The 24,747-nt window shown below is 64.9% G+C and carries 22 protein-coding genes; 9 read left to right on the top strand and 13 right to left on the bottom strand.

Features of this window, described 5'->3' with window-relative positions; translation table 11 throughout:
- Positions 1–6: 6 nt before the first annotated feature.
- The 3 genes from LV82_RS13270 to LV82_RS13260 are packed head-to-tail and all read right to left on the bottom strand — an operon-like array spanning position 7 to position 3,295.
- Positions 7–840: a CpsD/CapB family tyrosine-protein kinase gene (locus LV82_RS13270; RefSeq protein ID WP_104072464.1), complete on the bottom strand. Its 834-nt coding sequence runs from the start codon at positions 838–840 to the stop codon at positions 7–9.
- Between the two features lie 20 nt (positions 841–860).
- Positions 861–2,405 (bottom strand): GumC family protein, encoded by a 1,545-nt coding sequence (locus LV82_RS13265; protein ID WP_104072462.1) that lies wholly within the window; start codon positions 2,403–2,405, stop codon positions 861–863.
- On the bottom strand, positions 2,402–3,295 hold the full coding sequence (locus LV82_RS13260) for an ExeA family protein (protein ID WP_104072540.1): 894 nt from the start codon (positions 3,293–3,295) through the stop codon (positions 2,402–2,404). Before LV82_RS13260 ends, LV82_RS13265 begins: the two co-directional genes overlap by 4 nt.
- A gap of 429 nt (positions 3,296–3,724) precedes the next feature.
- Between LV82_RS13260 and LV82_RS13255 the strand changes: the two genes are divergently transcribed.
- The 6 genes from LV82_RS13255 to LV82_RS13230 all read left to right on the top strand — a co-directional run bounded on the left by LV82_RS13255 (position 3,725) and on the right by LV82_RS13230 (position 11,393).
- Positions 3,725–4,414 carry a sugar transferase gene (locus LV82_RS13255; RefSeq protein WP_104072460.1) on the top strand — a complete coding sequence of 230 codons (690 nt, stop codon included), beginning with the start codon at positions 3,725–3,727 and terminating at the stop codon, positions 4,412–4,414.
- Positions 4,414–6,906, top strand: coding sequence for a tetratricopeptide repeat protein (locus LV82_RS13250; protein WP_104072459.1), 2,493 nt, complete (start codon positions 4,414–4,416; stop codon positions 6,904–6,906). Before LV82_RS13255 ends, LV82_RS13250 begins: the two co-directional genes overlap by 1 nt.
- A gap of 129 nt (positions 6,907–7,035) precedes the next feature.
- Positions 7,036–7,671: a polysaccharide biosynthesis/export family protein gene (locus tag LV82_RS13245; protein WP_104072457.1), complete on the top strand. Its 636-nt coding sequence runs from the start codon at positions 7,036–7,038 to the stop codon at positions 7,669–7,671.
- 21 nt (positions 7,672–7,692) lie between these two features.
- A complete protein-coding gene (locus tag LV82_RS13240) occupies positions 7,693–9,111 on the top strand; it encodes a hypothetical protein (protein ID WP_104072455.1) in 1,419 nt (472 codons plus the stop codon).
- A gap of 66 nt (positions 9,112–9,177) precedes the next feature.
- The gene (gene xrtD / locus LV82_RS13235) at positions 9,178–10,773 is read left to right on the top strand and encodes a VPLPA-CTERM-specific exosortase XrtD (protein WP_104072453.1); all 1,596 of its coding nucleotides are present in this window, start codon (positions 9,178–9,180) and stop codon (positions 10,771–10,773) included.
- Between the two features lie 5 nt (positions 10,774–10,778).
- Positions 10,779–11,393 (top strand): rhomboid family intramembrane serine protease, encoded by a 615-nt coding sequence (locus tag LV82_RS13230; RefSeq protein WP_104072451.1) that lies wholly within the window; start codon positions 10,779–10,781, stop codon positions 11,391–11,393.
- Here LV82_RS13230 and LV82_RS13225 read toward each other — a convergent pair whose 3' ends face one another.
- From LV82_RS13225 to LV82_RS13215, 3 genes are all read right to left on the bottom strand, one after another.
- The gene (locus LV82_RS13225) at positions 11,394–12,608 is read right to left on the bottom strand and encodes a glycosyltransferase family 4 protein (protein ID WP_104072449.1); all 1,215 of its coding nucleotides are present in this window, start codon (positions 12,606–12,608) and stop codon (positions 11,394–11,396) included. It lies immediately after the preceding gene.
- Positions 12,592–13,905 (bottom strand): nucleotide sugar dehydrogenase, encoded by a 1,314-nt coding sequence (locus LV82_RS13220; protein WP_104072447.1) that lies wholly within the window; start codon positions 13,903–13,905, stop codon positions 12,592–12,594. The genes LV82_RS13225 and LV82_RS13220 overlap by 17 nt, the downstream gene beginning before the upstream one ends.
- 99 nt (positions 13,906–14,004) lie before the next feature.
- The gene (locus LV82_RS13215) at positions 14,005–14,919 is read right to left on the bottom strand and encodes an esterase-like activity of phytase family protein (protein ID WP_104072446.1); all 915 of its coding nucleotides are present in this window, start codon (positions 14,917–14,919) and stop codon (positions 14,005–14,007) included.
- Between the two features lie 56 nt (positions 14,920–14,975).
- On the opposite strand from LV82_RS13215, the gene LV82_RS15235 reads away from it, so the two are divergent.
- A complete protein-coding gene (locus LV82_RS15235; protein WP_104072444.1) occupies positions 14,976–15,539 on the top strand; it encodes an acyltransferase in 564 nt (187 codons plus the stop codon).
- A gap of 20 nt (positions 15,540–15,559) precedes the next feature.
- On the opposite strand, the gene LV82_RS13205 is transcribed toward LV82_RS15235, so the two are convergent.
- The 7 genes from LV82_RS13205 to LV82_RS13175 all read right to left on the bottom strand — a co-directional run bounded on the left by LV82_RS13205 (position 15,560) and on the right by LV82_RS13175 (position 22,199).
- Positions 15,560–16,996 (bottom strand): oligosaccharide flippase family protein, encoded by a 1,437-nt coding sequence (locus LV82_RS13205; RefSeq protein WP_104072443.1) that lies wholly within the window; start codon positions 16,994–16,996, stop codon positions 15,560–15,562.
- 72 nt (positions 16,997–17,068) lie between these two features.
- Complete coding sequence (arfB, locus tag LV82_RS13200) at positions 17,069–17,488, bottom strand: alternative ribosome rescue aminoacyl-tRNA hydrolase ArfB (protein WP_104072441.1); 420 nt, start codon at positions 17,486–17,488, stop codon at positions 17,069–17,071.
- Positions 17,489–17,755: 267 nt separating this feature from the next.
- Positions 17,756–18,382, bottom strand: coding sequence for a queuosine precursor transporter (locus LV82_RS13195; protein WP_104072440.1), 627 nt, complete (start codon positions 18,380–18,382; stop codon positions 17,756–17,758).
- 96 nt (positions 18,383–18,478) lie between these two features.
- Entirely contained in the window at positions 18,479–19,369 is an 891-nt protein-coding gene (locus LV82_RS13190) for an esterase-like activity of phytase family protein (RefSeq protein WP_104072438.1), read from the bottom strand.
- A complete protein-coding gene (mepA, locus tag LV82_RS13185; RefSeq protein ID WP_104072436.1) occupies positions 19,342–20,232 on the bottom strand; it encodes a penicillin-insensitive murein endopeptidase in 891 nt (296 codons plus the stop codon). The genes LV82_RS13190 and mepA overlap by 28 nt, the downstream gene beginning before the upstream one ends.
- Positions 20,229–21,578: an MFS transporter gene (locus LV82_RS13180; RefSeq protein ID WP_104072434.1), complete on the bottom strand. Its 1,350-nt coding sequence runs from the start codon at positions 21,576–21,578 to the stop codon at positions 20,229–20,231. The genes mepA and LV82_RS13180 overlap by 4 nt, the downstream gene beginning before the upstream one ends.
- A gap of 90 nt (positions 21,579–21,668) precedes the next feature.
- Complete coding sequence (locus tag LV82_RS13175) at positions 21,669–22,199, bottom strand: acyl-CoA thioesterase (RefSeq protein ID WP_104072432.1); 531 nt, start codon at positions 22,197–22,199, stop codon at positions 21,669–21,671.
- Positions 22,200–22,340: 141 nt separating this feature from the next.
- Here LV82_RS13175 and LV82_RS13170 point away from each other — a divergent pair, with 141 nt between their 5' ends.
- Together LV82_RS13170 and recQ are read left to right on the top strand one after the other, a co-directional pair.
- Positions 22,341–22,634, top strand: coding sequence for a YggT family protein (locus LV82_RS13170; RefSeq protein WP_104072538.1), 294 nt, complete (start codon positions 22,341–22,343; stop codon positions 22,632–22,634).
- A 16-nt stretch (positions 22,635–22,650) separates the two neighbouring features.
- Positions 22,651–24,714, top strand: coding sequence for a DNA helicase RecQ (gene recQ, locus LV82_RS13165; RefSeq protein ID WP_104072430.1), 2,064 nt, complete (start codon positions 22,651–22,653; stop codon positions 24,712–24,714).
- The last annotated feature ends 33 nt before the right edge of the window (positions 24,715–24,747 follow it).

Here is a 24,747-nt window from a genome sequence, read left to right as displayed (position 1 = left end):
ATCCGTTCAGCCGTAATACTCGTAGTCATACCCGGCAAGCGTGTCGGGATATCGGCACTTGTTCAGAACGACCCCCAGGACATTGGTCAGCTGCGCCAGTTCCTTTTCGCAGATATCGATGTTGGGCAGCGTCGTCTTCTCGGCCGCCGCGACCAGCAAGGCGCAGTCGACGTTGGACAGGAATCCCACGTTGTCATCGGTTGCCAGCAAGGGTGACGTGTCGAAGATCATGATGTCCGGCTGCCAGCGGCGCTCGATCTCGTCCAGGATCTCGGCCGTACGCTCGGCCTGCAGGATCTCGGCCGGCATGCGTGCGGGACCCGCATTCATCGCGACAACCAGATTGTCGCCGATCCTGCGGCCATTATCCTGGAACGAGGCCCGATCGGTCAGGACTTCGTGAAACGAGACCGATGGCGCCTGCCCCAGCACACGATGCAATGCGGGACGCCGCAGGTCCAGATCGAACAGCATCACCTTCAGGTCCTTCTGCCGCGCCAGGCTCAGCGCCAGATTGACGGCGATGGTCGTCTTGCCGCATGCGGCGCCCGGCGAGGTGATCGCCAGCCGGTTCCATTCCTTTTCCCGCATGAAACGCAGACTGCGCGAACGCAGCATGTCATATGGCGTGGCCTCGCGGCCTCCGGCAAGCGCGGTGATCCTGTTCCGTTCCAGCCGCGCGGGGTCCAGGACGATTTCCTGAAAGGCGTCGATCCAGGCGTCCGCGCGAGATTCGGGGCGGGATTTGTCGGCTTCACCCGGCGTCACGGGCCGCCTTGTGCCCATGGCCTGCTGTCGCATCTGCCTGGCCTTGGCCAGCGCCGCTTCGAGCTTTTCCATCCCTTCGCCCTCTCCCAAGCCTACAGCCGTATTCCGAAACGGGCCGCCGCGCGCTGCAGAATCAGATCCAGCGGCTGGTAATAGACATGTACGGCATAGATCATCGCCGGAATGCCCACCGCGACCAGCACCAGCAGCGCGACAAAGCCCGCCCGTCTCATGCGCGTCTCTCGCGGGGTGCGTATGTAGGGGATCGTCACGATCGGCGTGATCCCGAAGGCGCGGACAAGATCCGTGGGCCGTCGCACAGCCCTGTTCAACAGCTCGCGCAGGACAACCATTGCAACGCCCAGGGCAATGCCCGCCACGCTGCCCATTCCGGCGATCAGGACGCGGTTCGGCCTGGTCGGCCGCGTGGGTTCCGAGGCAGGCTCGACCACGACAACGCGCTCTCCCTTCGAGCGGACCTCGATTTCCTCGCCCGCCTCGGCCTTGGCCAGCTTGTCCACCGCAATGTTGTATTGCTGCTGGATGTTGTTGTAATCGCGGGTCAAGGCGTCCAGTGCAATCTGGTTCGCCGGCGTCTTGTCGATCGACACCTTGAGCTTTTCCAGATCGTCGATGATCCGCACCCGCTCCTCCTCGAGCAGCTGGATGCGCGTGTCCAGATCCGCCAGCTGGATGTCCAGCATGCTGGCCGCGGTGCCGCCAGGCTGCCCTCCGGCACCGGACGTTGGCATTTGCGCGCGCACGATCTCTTCCAGCGATGCGATCTGCGCCTGTAGCTGACGCACCCGTGGATGCTGGGGCGAAAGCGTGGACAACAAGGTCGTCAGTTGCTGACGCGCCTGGTCCAGCTGGCGTGCCTCGGGGGTCTGGGCAATCGTGCTGCCCGTGACCTGACCGGTGGATTCAAAGATCGCCAGCATGCGCTCGCGCTGGTCTTTCAGTGTGGCGATATCCCGTTCGACGACGCTCAGCCGGCTTTGCAGCAATTGCTGCTGGTTCATGCGAAAGTTCAGCGTGTTCGGCAAAGCGTCGGCATTGGCGTTCTGGAAGTCCAGGATCCTGGCCTTCATGATATCCAGCTCGCCCGAAAGCTTTTCGACCTGCTGGCGAAAGAACTCTACCGTGTCTTCGGCATTGCGGGTGCGCAACTCCACATCGGCCTGCAGGATCAGCGTCACATATTCATTGACAACCCCCGCGGCGACGGCGGGGCGTTCCGCATCGAACGAGATCGTCATGATCGTGGCCTGACCTCGGCCGGCGCTCTTTCCGATACGTGTATTGTCCCGCATCGCCTGGACGATCTCGTCCGGCGTCATCTTGTCGATGTCCTTGAAGGCGCGCAGCTTCTTGGCAATCTCCAGAAGGTTTGCCCGCGTCATCAGACGCTTTTCGATCGTCTGCAGCTTTTCAAGGGCCTGCGCCTGAACGGTTGGTGCCGACAGGGGCCCGGGGATCGAGGAGGATTCGACCAGCAGCGTCGAACTTGCGGTATAGACCGGCGGCAAAAGGAACGCGGCGGCCAGCGAGGCGGCGGTCACCAGCACGAATGTCAGGATGAAATAGTGAATCCTGCGCAGGAACACCGCGAACCAGAAGGACAGATCCAGATTCATGTTGCCTTTTCTTCTTCCTCTGCCGCGATCTGAGCCGCGAAGAACACTCCATCATCCAGGACGGCCTGGACGACGTTCTCATCCACCTGCGCCATGTCCATGCTCCACCCGTAAAGCAGGGCCATGTCGCATAGCTGGTTCACCAGACGGGGCACGCCATGGGTCACCTTGTGAACCATGCGCGCCGCCGCCTCGGTCACCTCTTCGCCGGTACCGCCGGCCGAGCGCAGCCGATGGCGGATCAGGGCCACGACATCGTCGGCCTCCAGCGGGCGCAGGTGGAAACTGGCCGCGATGCGCTGGGCAAGCTGGCGCAGCGAGGGCCGCAGGACCATGTCACGCAGTTCGGGCTGGCCGACCAGCACCAGCTGGATGACCTCATCCTTGCCGGAGTTGATGTTGGTCAGCATGCGCAGCTCTTCCAGGCTTTCGGGCGAAAGGTTCTGCGCCTCGTCGAAGATCAGCACCACGCGCCGGCCCGCGGCATATTCCTCGATCAGGAAATCCTGCAGTTTCTGGAACAGGGGCACATAGCCCGCGGCCGGATCGAAGGGCACGGCGAGGGCATTCAGGACCCACTGGATCAGCTCGCCGCGCCCCCCCTGGGCATTCGAGATCAGCCCGACGGTGACCTTGTCGCCAAACTGGCGCAACAATTCGCGCAAAAGCGTCGTCTTTCCGCATCCTACCCCGCCCGTCACCAGGGTGATCGGCGCACGGCTGAGGATGCCGAATTCGAGGACGGAATAGGCCCGGCGATGTTGTGGCGACCAGAACAGGAAATCCGGATCGGGCACGAGCGTGAAGGGACGCTCGTGGAATCCGTAGAACTCCATGTAGAAGCTGACGTTATCGCCGATATTCGTCTCGGTCTCGACGACCTTGTTCATCAAAAATCCGTTTCCATAACCAGCGTTGCCGCCCGACGGGCGCGCGGCACGCCATTCAATCAATACATCATATAAGCCCGGCTGTCGCCCGGCGTCCAGAAACCACCGCTCTCAGTGACGTGCAATGCGCCGCGATCCCAAGGCATCCCGCCCGATTCGCGCCCTGAGGCGAACAATTCCCGCCAAACCTTGCGCCTGTTTCCGATTCCTGTCCGTTGACGGAGGCGATCTGTGGCCCCAGGCGCCTGCGGGCGGCCACTTCGTTCCTTTCGATCATTCTGGCAAATCCGGTGTAGGAATATGGCAAAAAAATGGTATCCTGACCATGCCGTGGGTGGCATATCGCTTCGATTTCGAAAGACGCTGCTTTTTCTCGGGCCCTGGCCGGCCTTGCCCCTTGGGGCGACGATTGTGGATTTGGGTACTTGGATGAGTTTTCATACGGACGATCCCCTTGAGGAAACCGGCCGTGCCAACGGAGTGCACGAATTGGCGCTGATCGGCCGGGCCAGGGGGCTGTATGGTTCGGGCCTCAAGCGGCTCTTCGATGTCGGCGTGGTTCTGATCATGGCGGTCGTCTGGCTGCCGATGGTCGCCATTCTGGCGGCACTCATTTCGCTGGACGGAGCATCGCCCTTCTACTGGAGCGAGCGCGTCGGTCGAGGCGGCCGCATCTTCCGGATGCTGAAATTGCGCACCATGGTGCCAGATGCCGACAAGGCGCTGGAGCGCCATCTTTCCCGCGATCCGGGCGCGCGGCTTGAATGGGACCGCACGCAGAAGCTGAAATGCGATCCGCGCATCACCAGGCTTGGCCGACTGTTGCGCAAGTCGTCGCTTGATGAATTGCCACAGCTTTGGAACGTCCTGATCGGCGACATGAGCCTGGTCGGACCGCGACCGATGATGCCAAACCAGCAGAAGCTTTATCGCGGCAAGGCCTATTACTTCATGCGCCCCGGGATCACCGGCGCGTGGCAGATCTCGGTGCGCAACGAAAGCGAATTCGCCCGGCGCGTCGAATATGACAACGCCTATTTCGCGGCGCTGAGCTTCGGAACGGACCTGCGGATACTGCTTGGGACCGTCCGGGTCGTCCTGTCGGGTACGGGGTATTGATGCGGCACGAACGACAGCGCCCCGCCGATTCCGCAGGCCGCCGTCCGGTCGCGCGGCGTGTCTCGGCGCTGGCCTCGGCGCTGGTCCTGACATTGGCGCTGACGGCCTGCGACACGGCCGAAGAGCGTGCCGAACGTCACTTCCAGGCCGGGCTTGAATACCTGCAGGCCGGCGACATCGACCGGGCACTTGTCGAGCTTCGCAATGTCTTCAAGCTTGATGGCAGCCATCGTGAGGCACGCCGCACCTATGCCGAGGCAGAACGCAAGCGCGGCCATCTGCGCGAGGCCTATGCCCAGTACCTGCGCCTGGTCGAACAATATCCCGACGATCTGGACGCCTTGCGCGCACTGGCCGAGATCGCCGCGACGGGCAGCGACTGGGCCGCCGCCCTGGACAATGCCGACAAGGCGCTGCGTATCGAACCCGGCAATCCCGAGCTGCTGGCCATTCGCACCGCCGCCGAATACGGTGTTGCGATTCAGTCGAACGACGTGGGCCGCCTCGCCCGTGCCGCACAACAGGCGCGCCGGTTGCTTGACGGGCTTCCCGGCAACCTGCTGCTGCGCCGCGTGGTGATCGATGACCTGATGCGCGCCCAGCGATTCGAGGACGCCCTTGCCGAAATCGACCATGCGCTTGCCCTGTTCCCCGATGACAGGCCGCTTTATGCGCAGAAGCTCGCCGCGCTGGCAGCTTTGGGCAGGGACGCGGATGTCGAGCAGACCCTTCATCAGATGATCGCGCGCCACCCCGATGCGCCGGAATTGCGCGCGACGCTGATCCGCTGGCATCTTGCGCGAAACGAAATCGACAAGGCCGAGGCCTTTCTGCGCAGCCGCGTCAGCGGTGGACCGATCGAGCGCGACGATGTGCTGAACCTCGTCCGTTTTCTGGCCACATGGCGCGGGCCAGATGCCGCCGTTACCGAACTCGAACGCGTCATCGCCCACGAGGGCGCGTCACCGGCCTATCTGTCGGCCTATGCCGCCTTTCTGTTTGACATGGGCCGCCGCGACGACGCCATCGCGCGCATGCAGGAACTCGTCGACTCGCTTGGCGAGGATGACGACGCGCTCAACGCCCGCGTCGCGCTGGCCCGGATGCTGACGGTGGCGGGCCAGAACGACAGGGCGGCCACCCTCATCGACTCGGTCCTGTCAAGGAACCCGGTACATCCCGAAGCCCTGAAGCTTCAGGCAGCCGCGCTGATCCGCGACGATCGGGTCGGCGACGCCATCGCCGTGCTTCGCCGCGCCCTGGCCAGCGCCCCGCGCGATGCCGACATCCTGTCCCTGATGGCCGAGGCCTATGAACGCGACGGAAACCGCGACCTGATGCGCGAAAGTCTGTCGCGCGCGGTCGAACTGTCCAATGCCGCGCCCATCGAATCGCTTCGCTATGCGCAATTCCTGGCCAATGAAGGCCGCTATCTTCCGGCCGAATCGGTCCTGATCGATGCGCTGCGCATTTCGCCGGGCCATCCGGGATTGCTGGGCGCGCTGGGCGAGATCTATCTGCGCGTTCAGGACTGGCCGCGGGCGCGCTCGGTGGCCGACGCGCTGGAGGCAACCTCGGATCCCGCCGCTCGCGCAAGGGCCCATGAAATTCGCGCCGCGATCCTTGCGCAGGAACGCGACACGACCGAGGCCCTGCGCTATCTGACCGATCTTGCCGAAAGCGGAGAAGGCGGACGCGCAACCCGGATCGCCATCCTCAGGACCCATCTGGACAATGGCGATATCGAAAAGGCCCGCGCCTATGCCGCCAGCCTGCTGGCCGACTCGCCCGATGATCCGCAATTGCGCCTTCTGGACGCGTCGGTTCTCAGCCTGACGGGCGACCTTTCCGGCGCCGAACAGCGGCTTCGCGATCTCGTGGCGCGCCAGCCGCACATGCAGCCCGCATGGGCCGAACTCATCCGCATCGTCGCGACCGACCCCGCGCGATCGGATGAAACCGCAAGGCTTCTGGACCAGGCACAGGAACTTTTCCCGGATGCGGCCGATCTGAAATGGGCGCGCGCCAGCCTGTTGCAGCGTCTGGGACAGATCGACGCCGCGATCGCGGTTTACGAAGATCTCTACCGGACGAATTCGGCCAATCCCGTCATCGCGAACAACCTGGCCAGCCTGCTGTCGAACCATCGCAGCGACCCCGACAGCCTGGCACGCGCCGAGATCATCGCCCGCCGCCTGCGCGACAGCGACGACGCGCCCTATCAGGATACCTATGGCTGGATCGCCTATCTGCGCGGTGACATTGATGCCGCAGAACGCCACTTCGCGCGCGCGGCGCAGGCGCTACCCGACGATCCGATGGTCCAGTACCACATGTCCATGGTGCACCTGTCACGCGGCAGACGCGACCAGGCCCGCGCAGTGCTGGAGCGCGCGCAAGGCCTTGTGGCCGATCCTGACGGCGAGATTGCCAAGAGAATCAAGGCCGCGCTGGCGGATCTCGCCACCGGAAACGGGGCAGTCGCGAACTGAGGAAGCGGTGCGCAAGTGTCACAAGATGCGCCTTTCCGCCCGGTTTGCGAAGGTCGATTCCGACAGGACGTTTTGTTTTCTGGTCGAAAGGGCTTAGGCTCGGAACATTGAAATGATCGGGTGACGAAAATGATTAGAGCATTGCTTGGCCTGATTGCGGCCGTCTTCATTGCCACGACCGCCGCCGCGCAAGGCGGCTACCGGGTTCAGTCCGGAGACGTGCTTCAGCTCGAGGTTCTCGAGGATCCCAGCCTGAACCGCAGCCTTCTGGTTCTGCCCGACGGAACGGTCAGCCTGCCGCTGGTCGGTTCGGTGCGCGCCTCCGGCAAGACGATTGATTCGCTGCGCAAGTCCATTGCCTCGGCCCTGGCGCCGAATTTTGCCTCGGAGCCCACAGTTTTCCTGACGGTCGGTCAGCTGAACCCGGTAACGACCGCTGTCAACAATGCCGCGGCCCAGGCCGTGGCCAGCAAGGTGCGGCCCTATGGCACCGTCGCGGTCTATGTGGTCGGTGAGGTCAATACACCCGGCCGTCTGGATGTCGAGCGTGGCACGACACTGCTGCAGTTCCTTGCCGAATCCGGCGGCCTGACGCGGTTCGCGGCCACCAAGCGCATCCAGTTGCGGCGCGCCGATACCAAGACCGGGACCGAAACGGTCTATCAGTTCAACTACAAGGCCGTTCAGAACGGCGCCAAGGCGCCCGTGATCGTCCTGCGCGAAGGTGACGTGATCGTGGTCCCCGAACGGCGACTGTTCGAATAATCAGCGGAAATCGCAACGGACATGAAAACATTCAACAGCACCATTGCAGTCTGGGCCGCGCTTTGCGCGGCCTGGCCACTGCTTGCACAGGCACAATCGGCAGGCCAGCAGGCCAATACGGGAAACCCCGGCGGTCTTCAGATCGATCTCGGCGTCAGCTCGTCGCTCAGCATCGACGACAACTTCCAGCTTTCACCGAATTCGGGCGGCACCTCGACCATTTTCGACAATACGTTGACCTTTGATCTGTCCAGCATCACGCCCACGCAAGACCTGCGCCTGTTCGGCTCGACCGTATTGCGTTATGCGGACATTCCGGGGCGCACCATGTCGGGCTTCGAAGACCCGCTTCTGCGCCTCTCCTACCGTCTGCAGGCGGTGGACAGCGAGTTCACGCTCAGCGCGCGCTATCGCCGATCGGACCGCGATTTCCTGGACCCCTTCCAGGTCGAACAGGAAGAACAGCTTCTGGCCGGAACCGGGCTGTTCGCCGGCGGCGGCACGCTGACGGTGCGCAATGCCTCGATCGGCTACCGCACGGGAATCAATGCGCCGCTTGGCTTCCAGATCACCGTGACACACGACGAAAAGAGCTATGAGGACCTGTCGATCCTGAACACCCGGCTGTTCGACACCCGCACCGACAGCGTGAACGCGGTCGTCACGGCCAGGATTTCACCCGTCGCGGTGCTGGATTTCGATCTGGGCTACAGCGATTACAGCGCCGATGATTCCGTGCAGACCGAGCGTCAGACACTGACATACGGCATCGGCGCCGTGTATGACATCAACCCGGTTCTCGTTCTCGATGCACGGCTTGGCTGGACCGAAATCGACATTGCCGACACAAACGGAACGCGCAGCCGGTCGGGCGCTTCGGGCCTTCTGAAGCTGACGCGCACCCTGCCGACGGGATCGATCTTCGCATCCGTCGATTCGACCGTGAACACGACGGGGACCAGGACCTCTCTGCGCTTCGGGCGCGATCTGCAATTGCCGCGGGGCGCGCTGTCGGCCTCGCTGGGCGTCACGCGCACGCCGGCCGGCAACACCGATTGGAACAGCGCGGTCAGCTACAGCCACAACCTTGCCTCCAGCACGTTGACCGTATCGCTGCGCCGCGACGTGTCGACCAACAATCTGGACGAGGAAATCGTCGATACACGCCTTGCGCTGGGCTACGATTATCAGATCAACAGCGTCTCGAGCCTGAACGTCACGCTCAATTACGGACGTTCGGCATCGGCCGACGACCTGTCCACCGTTCCCACGGTGACGCGCACCACCCTGCGGGCCGCCTACAGTCGTAGCCTGACCAGGGACTGGGCGATGACGACGGGCATACAGCTGCGCGACCGGAAGGATTCATCGGCCACGGGCGATGCCCGTTCGAACGCCGTCTTCATGACGCTTGGCCGGACGTTCAGCTATCGGCCCTGATCGAAAACGTGCCAGATCCCCGCGCCCGGGCTGTGCCGCCCGGCGCGACCTGTCAATGAGGCCGGGATGACCGACGCCCACGATCCAGCCAGTGTTGGCCTTCGTCCCCTGCTTGGCCGATCGGGCGGGGCGTTCCTTCTGGGCGCATTGGTCGCAGCGTCCCTGCCGGTGTTCTGGATCGGTCTCGAATCGCTGATCAGGGCCTGGACGACGCCCGAATACTCACACGGGCCGCTCATACCGCTGGTTTCGCTTTACCTCTTCGTGCGCGAATTGCGGCGCGCGCCCCGGACGGGCGGAGATGCGGGCGCAAGATGGCCGGGCGTCGCCGTGATCGTCGCGGCGCTGGGGCTTGCGGTCCTGGGCAACCTGATGCGCGTGCCCGACATCGTGACCTATGCCCTGATCCTCTGGATCGGCGGCGTTGTGCTGACGGTCATGGGCTGGCAACGTGGGCGCCGGCACCAGCTGCCTGTCTTGCATCTTGTGTTCATGCTGCCCCTGCCGCAGATCCTGTACTGGAAGCTGACGATCTTCCTGCAGTGGATCTCGTCCGCGCTGGGGGTCTGGATCCTGACGAAGCTGGGCGTTGCCGTCTACCTCGAGGGCAATGTCATCGACCTCGGGATCTACAAGCTGCAAGTGGCCGAGGCCTGTTCCGGCCTGCGCTACCTGTTTCCGATCCTGTCCTTTTCCTATCTCTTCGCGATCCTTTATCGCGGGCCGCTGTGGCACAAGATCGTTCTGCTGGTTTCGGCGGCGCCGCTGACTGTGGCCATGAACGCGGTGCGAATTGCCGTGATCGGCGTGCTCGTCGATCGCCACGGGATCGAGATGGCCGAAGGCTTCCTTCACCTGTTCGAGGGCTGGGTCATCTTTCTTCTGTGCGTACTGATCCTCTTTGCCATGGCCATGGCGCTGCAGCGGCTGACGCCAGATCCGCTTCCCCTGTCCGAAGCGATCGACCTCGACTTTCAGGATTTCGGCGCGGTGATCGGTCGGGTCCGTGATGTGCTGCCCGGCCCGGCGCTTGTGACGGCGCTGGCGGTGACGGCGGCGACATCAGCGGCATGGCTCACGCTGCCCGCGCCGCCATCGGCCCCGGTGGCCCGCGATCCGCTGCTTCTGTTTCCCCGCCAGATCGGCGACTGGCGCGGGCTGACCGAGGCGCTGGACCCGAAGATCGAGCGGATCCTTGGCGCCGACGATTATCTCAATGCTTTCTACCAACGCCCCGACAGTCCGCCCGTCAGCCTGTTCGTCGCATGGTATGACCGCCAGACCGAGGGCCAGGGCATACATTCGCCCGAGGTCTGCCTGCCGACAGGCGGGTGGGAGGTCTGGTCGCTGACCGAAACCGCGATGGATCTGCGCGACGTGGGCTATGGCCGGTTCCATGCCATGCGCGCCGTGATCCAGAAGGAACTTGACCGCCAGCTGGTCATCTACTGGTTCGAAGGCCGAGGCCGCCGCGTTGCCAATGACGTATCCGCCAAGCTGGCGGTTCTCTCCGACAGCCTGACGGTCGGGCGCAGCGACGGGGCGCTTGTGCGCTTTGTCACCCCGATCGGCAGCGACGAGACCGATGCACAGGCCGAGACGCGCCTGATCGGCTTCATGAAACAGACCCTTGTCCACCTGCCGCGCTTCGTGCCTTTCTGACCCGCATGAGACGTGATTCCCCGCTCGCCCCGGTGACCTGGGCGATCCTGATCCTGTGCACCCTGCCCGAGCTGATCCTGACCGGCGCGGATCTGGGGCTGTGGGGCAGCCGTGACTGGCGCGGCACGGCCCTGGCGCTTGGCGCGTTCTGGAAGGGGCTTGGGCCGGGTCAAGCGCTTTATCCCGGTCAGCCCGTCGCGCAATATGTGACCTATGGCTTCCTGCATGGCGGGATGCTTCATCTGGTGATGAACATGACCGTCATGGTGTCGCTGGCACGCGCGCTGGTGCCGGTCCTGGGCCAGGCACGTTTCGCGATGCTCTATCTGGCATCGCTGGTCGCGGGGGCTGCGGCCTTTGGCGCCCTGGGCACGGTCGGCGCGCCGATGGTCGGCGCGTCGGGCGCGGTCTTCGGGCTGCTGGGCGCATGGCTCAGGATCGACTGGATGCGTCGCCGCAGGCTGGGGGCCAGCACGATCCCGGTCGTTCAGTCGCTGGTCGGCCTGGCGGTTCTGAACACCGTCCTCTGGTGGGCGATGGGGGGCCTTCTGGCATGGGAGACGCATCTGGGCGGCTTCGTTGCCGGCTGGGCGCTGCTCCCCATCTTGCTGCGCCGCTGATCAGCGGCCCATCTTCTGGAAGATGCGATCATAGGCGGCCAGCAGATTGGGCACCGAATGCGCCCAGCTCAGGCTAGTCTCGATTCGCTGGCGGCCGATACGGCCCATGCGCTCGCGCGAATCGGGGTCGTCCATCAGCTGGGCAATCTTCTCGGCGAAATCGACCGGATCGTTGGGCCTGGCATACAGCGATGCCTCGCCCGCGCTGGCCCGGCCTTCCTTCAGTTCGAACTGCACGATGGGCTTGGCCAGTGTCATGTATTCCATGATCTTGTTCATCGTGGACAGGTCGTTCATCGGCGTCACGCGATCGGGGTTCACGCAGATGTCTGCCGTGTTCAACATGTCCAGCAACAGATCGTCGGGCGCGCGGCCGGTGAAGGTGAACCAGGGCTCCAGCCCCTTTTCGCGTACCAACTGCCGGATCTCGTCCAGCGCCGGCCCGCCACCGACGATCCCGAAATGCACGTCATCGCGCCCCATGACCCGGATCAGGTGTTCGGCGCTCTGGACCAGAAGATCCAGCCCTTCCTGCTGGCCGATCACGCCGACATAGCCGATCAGAAAGCGCGCGCCCTTCTTCAGTTCGGGTTTCGGCGGCCGGATCTGCAACTTCTCGATCTTGGGGCCCGAACGGACCACGAAGACATCCTCGGCCGCCATGCCACCGCGCCGCCGGGCGATCTCGGCATAGCTTTCATTCGTGGCAATCGACACCAGGGCCGTGCGGAAGGTCAGCCATTCGAACAGCCGCATCGCGCGCCACAAAAGCCCCCGCCGCCCGAACTTCGTCTCGTACAGCTCGGGGCAGATGTCGTGGTGATCGAACAGGTAACGCACGCCCAGGGGTCGCATCGCCCAGGCCACCAGGAAGATCAGATCGGGCGGGTTGCACCCATGCAGGACATCGACGCCGCGTTCGCGCCGCACCCGCAGGGCAAGACGCAATTCGTGCCACAGCGCCGCGCCGTATTCGCGCAGATATCCCAGCGCCGAATTGCCCTCGGCCGGCATGTCGTGGCGATAGACATGCACGCCGTCCAGAAACTCGTAATCCGCGTCGAACCCCCTGCCCTTGGGCGAGATGACCGAAACCGTATAGCCCGCATCCGCCAAGGTCGTGGCCTCGGCCCAGACGCGCCGGTCAAAGGGGACAGGCAGGTTTTCGACGACGATCAGGACGCGCCGCCCCTGCCCCTTACCAGTTGATGCCACGATACCTGTCCCCCAAACGTGCCGCGAGACCGGGAATGCGCGCCAGATCCAGGACCTTCTGGTCCGGGCGCAGACGCTCGGCCACGGTCTTGAACTCGGGCGCGGGATTTCCGATGACTACCAGCTCGCCATGCTCCAGCACCTGGTCCAGGTCGTCGGACAGGATCTGGCCGATATGCGGGATCGTCTCCTCGATATAGGCGCGGTTCGCCCCCATCAGGCGCGACAGATGCACGTTGCGATCATAGATGCGCAGATTCAACCCCTTGCCGATCATCCGTTCGGCCAAGGCCACCAGGGGGCTTTCCCGCAAATCGTCCGTACCCGCCTTGAAGCTGATGCCCAGAAAGGCCACGTTGCGCAGCCCGTAATCGGAAACGATCTGCATTGCCCGTTCGATCTGGCGCGCATTGGCCGGCAGGACCGAATTCAGCAGCGGCAGATCCAGATCCAGATCGCGCCCCTTGTAGGTCAGCGCGCGCACGTCCTTGGGCAGGCACGAGCCGCCAAAGGCGAAACCCGGCTTCATGTAATAGGGCGAGATGTTCAGCTTGGTGTCCTGACAGAAGATGTCCATCACCTCCCAGCTGTCCACCCCGACGGCCTGCGCGATATTGCCGATCTCGTTGGCAAAAGACACCTTGACCGCGTGCCAGGCATTGTCGGCGTACTTGACCATCTCGGCGACTTCCAGGCGGGTCGCGATCTTGGGCCCGGGCAGGTCCTCGTACAGCGACAGGACCAGTTCGGCCACCTCCGGCCGATCCGCCCCCACGACGGTCTTGGGCGGATGGTCATAGTCATAGACGGCGGTGGACTCGCGCAGGAATTCGGGATTGTTGGCGATCTTCAGATGCCCCGCCGCATCGCCCGCGGCGCGGCGCAGCGTCGGAATGACAAGCCCCCGCATCGTTCCCGGCAGGACCGTCGATCGCAGGACGACGACGTGATCGCGCCCCTTGGCCGCAACGGCGGCACCGATCTGTTCGCAGACGCGTTCGACCGCGCCGGTATCCAGCGACCCGTTGCGGCGCGAAGGCGTACCGACGCAGATCAGGCTGAGATCGGCAAACGAGACGGCTTCCTCGGCTGATTGTGTCGCGCGAAGCGCGCCATTGCCGACCGCCTCGGCGATCAGCTCGCCGACCAGCTTCTCGACGATCGGCGGTCGCCCGGCATTGACCAGGTCGACCTTGGTTGCCTGCGGATCGACGCCGATCACCTGATGCCCGTCACGCGCGAGGCACGCCGCCGAGACGATTCCCACATAGCCAAGTCCAAATACGGCAATCTTCACGTTTTCGCCCCGCTTGCGGCCATTCGGGCAGTCGGACCGCCCGTCCCGAACCTAGCCATCGCCGATCGGCAAGGCAAAGGCAAACGCCTGACGCGGAAATCAGTCGTTCAGATCGAATTCGGCGACAATCGTCCGGTGAAAGGGCAGAAAATTGTCGTCCGCGACCAATGTCGCGACAAGACCGCCATGGGGACCGCGCCACAGCGACAGGCCCTCCATGTTGCCCAGCTCACCGGGACGCGTCTCCAGCAGGGTGCGGCCCTGGTCGAACGCGTTTTCCCGCATCTCGAATCGCCGCAAGCGCGTGGCAAAGCGCCCCAACACCGTCCATCGCCGCTCCAGCAGATACAGCCGGCCATCCGGGCCAAAGGTCGCATCGGTCGCGTCATATCCGCCGCCCGTCGGCAGGTCGGGGCCTTCTTGCCAGTCGCCCTTGCGCCCGATCAGCGTTCGGTAGGCCCGATCCTCGGCCTTTTCGACGACCGCCAGCATCAGACCGTCCGAACGAATGGCCAGGGACTCGATCGTCCTATTGCCCCACAGGCCGCGAAACCTGTCCCAGGCATTCTGCGGCTCGGGCGTCATGTCGGGCGGGCGAAAGGCCGCAACACGGGTATAGCCTTCAAAGGCGACATACAGACGGCCATCCGGGCCGTGCGCCAGCGCCTCGGCATCGGCGCGGAAATCGGCGACTTCTTCTCCGTGATTGTCGCGCAGACGGGTGCGCGACAGGGTCGTGATCTGCCTGATCGCGCCCGCGTCATCCCGCCAGACACTCGCATGCCACAACCAGCCCGTATCCCCCACGGCATGAAGCGCGGCCCCGTCGTCCGCCATGACCAGGCCGGACAGGCCGCCGAATTCCGGGTCCGACTGCGACCACACATAGGTTCCTCGCAATTGCGCGCCGTGATCGGCCGGGCCCTGTTGCGCATGGGCCATCCAGATCACACCGGCAAGCAACGCGCCGAACGCCACAAGCCGGCAGAGACTGGCCTTGATCGATACGGTCACGCTTTACCTCGGGTCGCAAATCGGATTGTGTTCGGGGAAAGGATAGGGGACAGGCCATGTCCACGCCACACCCGCACAAGCGCCGCCTGTCGCGCGGCCAAAGGTTCCTGAGGCTGATCGGCGCCAGCCTTGATCCGCGCGCATGGGCGCACGTGATCAAGGTGGTGAACTATTACAACTATACCCACGTGGCCGAACTGCGAAAGATCACCCGGCGCGGGCGGCAGAACATCAGCCCGACCGCGAGCCTTGCCAATGGCCACAATATCGAACTGGGCGACCGCGTCAGCATCGGCGCGAATACATGTCTGTGGGCCGGCCCGGGAACGGCGCGGATCGTGGTCGGGGATGACGCGCTGATCGCGACCTCGGTCATGATCACGGCGGCGAATTACCGGTTCGATGACGGCAGCCCGGTCACCGCGCAGTCAATGGACGAATCCGACATCCATATCGGGCGCGATGTCTGGATCGGCCACGGCGCGATCATCCTGCCCGGCGTGCGGATCGGCGACGGGGCCGTGATCGCCGCGGGCGCCGTGGTTACCCGCGACGTCGCGCCGATGGCCGTGGTCGGCGGCAATCCCGCGCGGCTGATCCGCATGCGCCGGTCCGGCTGAGCGCGAGGATCTTATCTTCCCTAACCATCCTTGCCGCGGCGCGCCCAGCGTGCGCGCAGTTTGCCGACCACATAGCGGCGCAGATGGGACATCGTCGCCAGCGACAGAACGGACAGCACGGCCAGAACCCAGGGCGCGGGCGAGGACAGATGCGGCAGCAGGAATTGGCGCGGCGGATAGGCGACATTCAGGACCAGCGCGGCCGAAAGCGTCAGAAAGACCATGCCCGATGGCAGCAGGATCGCGCCCAGACCCAGCCCCGCGCGGCGCGCGGCCAGCACCAGCGCCGCCAGATAGCCGATCAGCTCGGCCGCCATGGCGATATGGATGACCACCATCAAACTGCCGGTCTGGACCAGCGCGGCCCACGAAATGGGCACGGATGCCGCGCGAAAGGCGTTCGACAGCGCGGCATTGCCCGACCGATGGACAGACAGCGCCACCGTCGCGCTGCCGGACTTGGCCACACGAATGACCTGAACGACCGCAATCGGCAGCAGGATGGACAGGATTGCGTCATATTTTCCGCCAAGCAGCAGATGCACCAGCGGCCCGCCGATCAACGCCACCCCCAACAGCAGCAAGACCCCGATCGCAAGCCCGGCCTCGATCGAGGCTGTCCCAAGCCAGCGAAAGGCGCCCGGATTCTCGCGCGCGGCCGACAGTGCGGGCAGGAACAGGCTCTGGCACGCCCCGGCCAGGACAAGCGTCGGCGTCAGCGTCAAGGTGATCGCCATGGAAAAGACGGCCAGCTGCGCCATGCCCAGCTCGCGCCCCACGATCAGCCTTTCGCCATTGAAGACAACGAACAAGAGCATCCCGTTCAGCAGAAGCGGCCAGCCGAACATCGTCGCGCGGCGCATGATCGACAGATCCCAGCGCAGCCCATAGCGTCGCCGCGCCGTCAGATGCGACAGTACGACCATGGCGCAGGATTGAACGATCAGCGCGCCCAGCATGATGCGGAAATCCGACCAGATCAGCGCCAGGGGGCCAACCGAAAGCAAGGCGACCAGCGGCGCAACCGATTGCACGATCACGGCGGGACGAAACTGCATGTGCCGCCTCAGCCGGTGCATGTCGTAATGCTGCAACCCGTTGACAAGCGGGATCACCGCCATGGCCTGATAGGCCCAGGCGATATCCTGAACGCCCAGAAAGGCCGCATAGGGCCGCGCGATCACGAACAGGACGGTGGCGGAAAACAGGCCGCGCAGCAGCTGAAAGCCTTGCAGCGCGCGCTGCATCTCGGGATCGTCACCGTCGCGGTCCACGACGATCATCTGGTTCAGCCCCAGATAGGACAGCATCTCGACCAGCGACATGGTGATCGCAAAGGTCGCGGCGACGCCGTAATCCTCGGGGCTGAGGATCCGCGCGACGACCAGATTGCGCACAAGGTTGAGCGCCGAGCCAAAGGCGTTGCCTGACACCAGCATCACGGCCTTCTTCAACATGGGCGCCCTGGCTTTCCGAACATGTCGTTTCGTTGTGGGCCCAAAGCACGGCCCGCGCAAGATCGCGGCTGGCTATTCTTCGCCCGGCGGACGGCGCAGCGCCTTGATCTGGGCCCGTGTTGCCTTGGATTGCAGCCGGCGGCGGATACTGCCCTTGGTGGGCCGGGTAGGAATACGGCGGCGCGGCACGACCAGCGCCGCGCGGATCAGGTCCGCCAGCCGGTCGCGGGCGATCTGGCGGTTCTGGGCCTGACTGCGCGTCTCTTCGACCCGCAGAACGATTGCCCCGTCCTGCGTCCAGCGGCGTCCGGCCAGACGTTTCAGCCGCCGCTTGACGGCATCGCTCAGATGCGGGCTGCGCTCGGCCTCGAACCGCAGTTCGACGGCGGTCGAAACCTTGTTCACGTTCTGCCCGCCCGGCCCGCCCGAGCGCGTGAAGCTTTCGGTCAGCTCCCATTCCGCGATGGCGATGTCGTCATTGATGCGCAGCATGGCGCGTGCTCCGGGGGATTGGGGCGAACGGAAAGGGCCACTCCGGGTTGGAGCGGCCCTCCGAGATCTACGGAGATGGGCCAGTTAGGGTGCCGAAGATCGACAGGCCCAGTCAGGGTTCACAACCTTCGGGGCTGCCCTCAGGTCACGGCTCCCCTGACTGTCCCGACGCCTCTCTCCAATATCACTCTAGACACTGGATCACCTCCTTTCTCCGGGTTGCCGTTGATGACAGGCTGCCACAGATTTTGTGTTTGTCAAAATCTTTTACGCTACCTGTGCGCTCAACCGGCCGACAATGGCCCGGAATGGCACCAGTGCAACGATCGCCAGAGACAGTTTCACGATCCAGTCCGCGGTGGCCAGCGACATCCACAACGGGGCCTCGGGGCCAAAGCCCAGAAGCGGCACCGCGCCCCCGGCCCAGGACACGTCGTTGCCCGGCTCGAGGAAGCTCAGCGAGGCTGCGAAGGCGATCGTGAAGAACAGCGCGGTATCGACCGCAGAGCCGACCAGCGTCGAGGCCAGCGGCGCCCGCCACCAGGCGGCGTCGCGCAGCCGGTGGAAGATCGCCACGTCCAGAAGCTGGGCGGTCAGGAAGGCCACGCCCGAGCCGATGGCGATGCGCAGCGTCACCAGCGGGCCGAATTCGCCGACGATCTGCGTGCCGATCAGCGAGCAGATCACGCCCACGACAAAACCCACGAAGACGACCCGGCGCGCGGCGGCGGGGCCATACAGGCGATTGGTGATGTCGGTGACCAGAAAGGTGAACGGATAGGTGAACGCGCCCCAGGTCAGGTAGAGGCCATCGATCACGAATTGGACCAGGATGTTCGCCGCCACGACGATGGCGGCCATGGCAAGGATGCCGGGAAGAAGCTTGCGGGTCATGTCGGATCCGTTTTTACAAGGTTGCGGAGACTTGGTTCCCACGGACCATCCGCCGGGAACGGACCGCGCATAGGCCCATGCGCGCGTCCGGTCAAGTCATTCCTCGATCCGGTAATCCACGAATTCCGTGCGCTGGAACGGCAGGAAGTTGTCATCCGAGATCATCGTGACCCGGATCGCACCGCCCGGATCGCGCCATACCGCGATACCTTCCAGATTGTCATGCACCCCGGCCGTGGTCTGGAACAAGACCTCGTCCTGAACGACCCTGTCCCCCGACAGCGTGATCCGGCGCAGCCGGCTCTTGAAGCCCAGCAGTGGCCAGAAGTCGCGCTCGAGCAGATAGAGCCGCCCATCGGGACCGAAATCCGCGCCGACCGGCCGCCAGCGCGGATCACGGCGCAGCCGGAACGGCACCGAGACCGCGCCATCCTTCAGCCGAAAGACGGGAATCGGGGTGTTCTCCTCGCCATATTCCTCGGGCAAGGCGAACAAGGCCCCGTCGGGCGCGACGGCCAGGGCCTCGATGCCGGCATTCAGCTTCAGATGCTGGAATTCCGGCGGCCAGTCCTCGCCCAGCCAGCGGCGGCCGCCATCGGCATAGTGATTGATGCGGTTTTCCGTCTCGAACGCGACATGCAGTGTGCCGTCGGGGCCCAGCGCCAGCCCCTCGGCATCGTCCATGGGCGGCCGCAACGGACGGCCGCGCCACGATTTCGGCAGGACCGGACCTTCGGCCCGCACGTCGATCATGGCACCGGACGGATCGCGGACAAGCCGCCCCGACCAGATGGCGGCCGAGTCCGAGATCGTGATGAAATCGTCCCCGTCCCCCGTGATCTCCAGCCCCGAGAAGCCGCCGAAACGTTCATGCGGGATGGACCAGGCATAGCTGGCCACGAACACGGCGCGCGGCGGTGCCGAAGCCCCGCCGACAGCCAGCAGCACAAGCGCCGTGATCAGTCCAGGGAAAGCACGGTTGCGCATTGACGCGGCAGATCCGAAAGCGTGAAGTCGCGCGCGCCCTTCTTTCGCGGCGCGTCCTTGCGCGGCTTGGGCGGGTTGCGCAGCTGATCGAGATACTCGGTCACCCACCAGTTCAGCGTTTCGTCACAGCCATCGCCACCCTTCGACAGCTGCGCCACGGTCGGCTTTTGCGGTTCGCAAAAGCGCGCGCCTTTCGGACATTTCAGGCGAACGTGGAAATGGGTGTTGTGACCGTAAAGCGGCCGGATCTTCTGCAGCCAGGCGCGGTCGGCGCGGGTTCGTGTCCGGCACATCTCGATCTTGACCGCCGCGGCCACGAAGATGCGGTCCACCCGTGGATCCAGGGCCGCCGCCTTCAGCAGGGCGTGGTGCTGGGGCGTCCAGTTCTCGTTCACGCGCTTCTGGTCGGCCGTGCGGACCGAGATCGAGCTGATCTTCTCGCGCTCGGCCCGGCTGAGATCCAGCCTGCGGGGCGGAAGCATCCAGATATCGGCATCAAGGCCGATCTGGTGACTGGAATGGCCGCTGGTCATGGGGCCGCCGCGCGGCTGGCTCATGTCGCCGATATACAGCCCCTTCCAGCCCAGCCTTCGGGCGGTCTGCGACAGGTCGATCAGGAACTGCACCAGCTCGGGGTGGCCCCAGTTGCGATTGCGCGACAGGCGCATCGCCTGCCAGGTCGGGCCGGATTCGGGCAATTGCACCAGCCCGGCCGCGCAGCCCCGCGCATAGGACCCGATCGCCTCGGGCTGGTGGCGCGAAGCGGTCTTCTGCGCCCCGAACAATTCCCAGGCGCGCGTCTCGGCCTGCGCGGGCAGGGCCATGAGAATCGCGACTGTCAGCGACAGCAGGGGACGGATCATGTCGGGGCCTCCTCTGGCGCGCCCTTGGGATCGACCGGGCCCAGCAGGAAAAGCCCGACCAGGAACAGGGCAATGAGCGGCAGGATACCAAGTTGCTGGCTGCCCGTCATGTCGGTCACGATCCCGATCGACAAGGGCGCGATGAAGGACGTGGCCTTTCCGGCCAGCGCATACAGTCCGAACGCTTCGGTCATGCGGCCCCGTTCGGCCTGGCGGACCATCATCGACCGGCTGGCCGATTGCAATGCGCCACCGGCCGCGCCGATCATCCCGCCGATCGCATAGAAGACCATGTCGGGCAGATTGGACTCGGGTGGCACCGGCATGCCGAACACGCTGTCGCGCGAAACGAACACGACCGCCAGCGCAAGCGCTGTCAGCACGATCACGCACAGCGCGATCACCGCCTTGGGTCCAAAACGGTCATCGGCCCGCCCCCCGATCCAGGCAAACAATGCTCCGGTCACGATGGCCAGCAGGCCGAACTTGCCGGTATCCACGACGCTCCAGTCCAGCACCCCGGCAGCATACAGCCCCCCGAAAACAAAGATGCCGTTCAGCGCGTCGCGGTAGAACATCGACGACAGCAGAAAGGCCGACAGGCTGCGATTCCGCGGCAGGCGCCGCAGACTTTCCTTCAGCTCGGGCACAGCCCGGCGGACAGCCTCGGCCATGGGCAGGGCGTCGGGCTTGCGCGGCTCGCGCACCCACAGGAAGAAGGGGATCATGAAGACGACGTACCAGATGGCCGTCAGCGGCCCCACGATCCGCGTGCCTTCGCGCGCGGCGGGGTCCAGCCCGAACATCGGCGGCAACCCGACCATCGTCTTGCCGGTCTGCGGATCGGTCTGAAAAACCGCCAGCATCAGGATCAACGCCAGAAGCCCGCCGACATAGCCAAAGGCCCAGCCCGACCCGGAAATGCGCCCGATCTCCTCGCGCGAACCAAGATCGGGCAGCATCGCATTGGTGAACGTGGTGGCGAATTCCATGCCGATCAGTCCGATCCCGAAGGACAGCAGGATCAGCACCAGGTTGAAATTGTCGGGCGCGGCCCACCACAGGCCCCAGGCGCCGACGACATACATCGCCGAAAACAGCCAGATGAAGCGCATCCGTCCCCCGGCCCGGTCCGCGATCGCCCCCAGGACCGGGGAAAGGATCGCAATGATCAGCCCGGTGATCCCCACGCCATAGCCCCAGGCCGCCTGGGCGCGTGTCCCATCGCCCAGAAGTTCCTTGACATAGGGGCCAAAGATGAAGGTCAGCAGCAGCGTGTTATAGGGCTGGCTGGCCCAATCGAAGAACCACCAGCCCCAGACCCGCTTCGATACCTGCCTGAACATGCGCCGCCCCCTGCTGCCTTTTCGGCGATCAAGCCCGAAAAGCGGCGTTCTGGCAATCCCCGAGACCGCGATCCCCCGTCGGGCCGCGATCTATCGCAGGGGTGGCCAGGGGCGTTTCGCGTCGGCCTCGATCCAGGCGCGGACCCAGTCCGGCAGTTCGGGCGATGGCCCGTCATGCTTCATCGCCTCGGCCACCCGCGCGGTCGGCACGATGCCGTTCCGATCGGTCACTGCGGCGCGCAACAGCATGTGACTGGTGCACTCGCCCTTTCGCCACATGCTCTGCTCCATGTAGAAAAAGCGTTCGTCCCAGCCGATCAGGCGGCTGACCATCTCGATCCGGTCGAAGGCGCGCACCCGGCGGCGATAGCGCACGGAATTGCCCGCCACGGTAATGCCCCAACCCTCGCGCCGCATGACATGGATCAGGCCCGTGCGCTGCGCCATCGGGATGCGGCCCAGATCGTACAGGGTCAGGGTCCGGCCGTTGTTCAGCTCCATCCAGATGTCCAGATCCCAGGGCCAGCAGATGTGGTGCGACACATGCGCCTCGGTCAGGTCCAGGGGCGGTGCCTTGCGATACTTCCACATCTCCTTGATCATGCGAAGAAAAGGATACATGCGCACACCCCCGGAAAGCTGGCTGATGCCCTTCGGGTGGCCCAGCGCGCCCCGCGCGTCAAGCCGAAACGTCGCGTTACCCGGTTGCGCGACGGGCCCGCTGCGCTTACCTGTCTCCAACACCCAGATGCGGAGAGAATGATGATAACGCTGTTCCAGGCCCTGATGCTGATCCTGAACGTGATCTGGTGGATCATGATCGCCCATATCGTCATGTCCTGGCTGATCAGCTTCAACGTGCTGAACCTGCGCCAGCCGATGGTGGCCCAGATCTGGTATGGCCTGAACCGTGTGCTCGAGCCGATCTATGGCCCGATCCGGCGCTTCCTGCCGCAGACGGGCGGCATCGATTTCGCCCCGCTGGTGGCTTTCATCATCCTGATCATCCTGCAACGCGCACTGATCAACAACGCGGGCTTCTTCTACGGCTACTAGACCGGGGAAGGCCGGAATGCCCGATACAGCCGCGCCCGCCGCATCGCCCGAGCAGATCCTGTCCGAGGTCTTTGGCTTTGCCCGGTTCCGCCCCGGCCAGCGCGAGATCGTGGACGCCGTCATCGCGGGGCGCGACACGCTGGCGATCATGCCCACGGGCGGCGGCAAGTCGCTGTGCTACCAGCTGCCCGCGTTGATCCGGCCGGGCGTCACGGTCGTGATATCGCCGCTGATCGCGCTGATGCGCGACCAGGTGCGCGCCCTGCGGGAAGCCGGCGTGCCGGCCGGGGCGCTGACCTCGGCCAACAGCCAGGACGAAAGCGACGCCGTGTTCGATGCGCTGGACGCCGGGCAGATGAAACTGCTGTACATGGCGCCCGAACGGCTGGCCTCGGCCGCGACGCGGGCGATGCTGGCGCGGATCGGCACAACCCTGATCGCCGTGGACGAGGCCCATTGCGTCAGCCAGTGGGGCCATGACTTCCGCCCCGATTACCTGCGCATCGGGGAGCTGCGCCGAATGCTGGACGTCCCGCTGGCGGCCTTTACCGCGACGGCCGATGAAGAAACGCGCGAGGAAATCGTCGCGCGCCTGTTCGGGGGCAATCGACCGCGGATCTTCCTGCGCGGCTTCGACCGGCCGAATATCCACCTTGCCTTTGCCGCCAAGGACCGCCCGCGCCGCCAGATCCTGGACTTTGCCCGCGCGCGGCCCGGCCAGGCCGGGATCGTCTATTGCGGCACGCGCGCGCGGACCGAAAGCCTGGCCCGGGCGCTGTGCGACGAGGGCCTGTCTGCCTGCGCCTATCACGGCGGCATGGATCCCGACCTGCGGCGCGCGGTCGAAGAGCGCTTTCAGCGCGAGGACGGGCTGATCGTCGTCGCGACGATCGCCTTCGGCATGGGGATCGACAAGCCCGACATCCGCTGGGTCGCGCATGCGGATCTGCCGAAATCCATCGAATCCTATTATCAGGAGATCGGTCGGGCCGGCCGCGATGGCGCGCCCGCCGAGACCTTGACCCTGTTCGGCCCCGAGGATGTCGCCTTTCGGCGCACCCAGATCGACGCGGGCCTGGCCCCGCCCGAACGCAAGATGGCCGACCATGCGCGCCTGAACGCCCTGCTTGGCCTTGCCGAAGCGATCACTTGCCGCCGCCAGCATCTGTTGTCCTATTTCGGCGAGGAAAGCGCGCCCTGCGGCAATTGCGACCTGTGCGACAGCCCGCCCGAAACCTTCGATGCGACCGAACCGGTGCGCAAGGCGCTGTCGGCGATCCTGCGCACCAACGAAAGCTTTGGCGCCGGGCATCTGATCGACATCCTGATCGGGCGCGAGACCGACAAGGTGCGTCAGCACGGGCATGCGACGCTTCCCACCTTTGGCGTGGGCCGCGATCTTGGCCGCGCGGAATGGCAGGCGGTGTTTCGTCAGATGATGGGCCACGACCTGATCCGCCCCGATCCCGCGCGGCATGGCGCGCTGCGCATGACGGACAACGCGCTGCCGCTGTTGCGCGGCCAGGCCGGTATCACCCTGCGCCGGGATTCGCTGAAACGGGCGCGCAAGACCCCGGCGGTACGGATGCTGGTTTCCGAGGAAGACGCGCCGCTTCTCTCGGCGCTGAAGGCCAAGCGTCGTGCGCTGGCCGAAGCTGCGGGTGTGCCGGCCTATGTCATCTTTCCCGATCGCACCCTGATCGAGATGGCCGAGAAGCGGCCCGCGAACCTCGACCAGATGGCGCGCATCAATGGCGTGGGCGCCAAGAAGCTGGAACGCCATGGCCGCGACTTCCTGCAGGTCATCGCGGGCGCCACGCCCGAACTGCACCCCGCGCGGCGCAAGCTTGCCGGAACGCGCGCGGGGACCTTGTATGACAGGCTGGAAGAGGCCCAGGCCAGACTGGTGCGCGGAGAGGACGGGACGGGGCGTTACCTTGCCTGCTCGGCTTCGACCCTGCGCAAGATCGCCGAGCTGCGCCCGCGCGACCTGTCCGCCCTGGCCCGCATCCCGGGCATGGGGCCGCAGCATGTCGAGCGCTTCGGCGCCGCGTTCCTGCAGATCCTGTCCGAGGAATGATCCACGATTTCGGGGGTTCCATCCACGGACCGG

The sequence above is a fragment of the Albidovulum inexpectatum genome, assembly GCF_002927635.1.
GTDB classification, from domain to species: Bacteria; Pseudomonadota; Alphaproteobacteria; order Rhodobacterales; family Rhodobacteraceae; genus Albidovulum; species Albidovulum inexpectatum.
The sequence above is the reverse complement of the archived record's forward strand: the minus strand, read 5'-3'. Positions and strand labels throughout refer to the sequence as shown.

Bases quoted from the DNA above. Each gene is read 5' to 3' on its own strand.
- LV82_RS13260 (WP_104072540.1), bottom strand. From the start codon at position 3,295: ATGAACAAGGTCGTCGAGACCGAGACGAATATCGGCGATAACGTCAGC.
- LV82_RS13250 (WP_104072459.1), top strand. From the start codon at position 4,414: ATGCGGCACGAACGACAGCGCCCCGCCGATTCCGCAGGCCGCCGTCCG.
- LV82_RS13265 (WP_104072462.1), bottom strand. From the start codon at position 2,405: ATGAATCTGGATCTGTCCTTCTGGTTCGCGGTGTTCCTGCGCAGGATT.
- LV82_RS13255 (WP_104072460.1), top strand. From the start codon at position 3,725: ATGAGTTTTCATACGGACGATCCCCTTGAGGAAACCGGCCGTGCCAAC.
- LV82_RS13190 (WP_104072438.1), bottom strand. From the start codon at position 19,369: ATGCGCAACCGTGCTTTCCCTGGACTGATCACGGCGCTTGTGCTGCTG.
- arfB (WP_104072441.1), bottom strand. From the start codon at position 17,488: ATGCTGCGCATCAATGACGACATCGCCATCGCGGAATGGGAGCTGACC.
- LV82_RS13270 (WP_104072464.1), bottom strand. From the start codon at position 840: ATGGAAAAGCTCGAAGCGGCGCTGGCCAAGGCCAGGCAGATGCGACAG.
- xrtD (WP_104072453.1), top strand. From the start codon at position 9,178: ATGACCGACGCCCACGATCCAGCCAGTGTTGGCCTTCGTCCCCTGCTT.
- mepA (WP_104072436.1), bottom strand. From the start codon at position 20,232: ATGATCCGTCCCCTGCTGTCGCTGACAGTCGCGATTCTCATGGCCCTG.
- recQ (WP_104072430.1), top strand. From the start codon at position 22,651: ATGCCCGATACAGCCGCGCCCGCCGCATCGCCCGAGCAGATCCTGTCC.
- LV82_RS13170 (WP_104072538.1), top strand. From the start codon at position 22,341: ATGATAACGCTGTTCCAGGCCCTGATGCTGATCCTGAACGTGATCTGG.
- LV82_RS13230 (WP_104072451.1), top strand. From the start codon at position 10,779: ATGAGACGTGATTCCCCGCTCGCCCCGGTGACCTGGGCGATCCTGATC.
- LV82_RS13240 (WP_104072455.1), top strand. From the start codon at position 7,693: ATGAAAACATTCAACAGCACCATTGCAGTCTGGGCCGCGCTTTGCGCG.
- LV82_RS13205 (WP_104072443.1), bottom strand. From the start codon at position 16,996: ATGTTGAAGAAGGCCGTGATGCTGGTGTCAGGCAACGCCTTTGGCTCG.
- LV82_RS13195 (WP_104072440.1), bottom strand. From the start codon at position 18,382: ATGACCCGCAAGCTTCTTCCCGGCATCCTTGCCATGGCCGCCATCGTC.
- LV82_RS15235 (WP_104072444.1), top strand. From the start codon at position 14,976: ATGTCCACGCCACACCCGCACAAGCGCCGCCTGTCGCGCGGCCAAAGG.
- LV82_RS13245 (WP_104072457.1), top strand. From the start codon at position 7,036: ATGATTAGAGCATTGCTTGGCCTGATTGCGGCCGTCTTCATTGCCACG.
- LV82_RS13175 (WP_104072432.1), bottom strand. From the start codon at position 22,199: ATGTATCCTTTTCTTCGCATGATCAAGGAGATGTGGAAGTATCGCAAG.
- LV82_RS13180 (WP_104072434.1), bottom strand. From the start codon at position 21,578: ATGTTCAGGCAGGTATCGAAGCGGGTCTGGGGCTGGTGGTTCTTCGAT.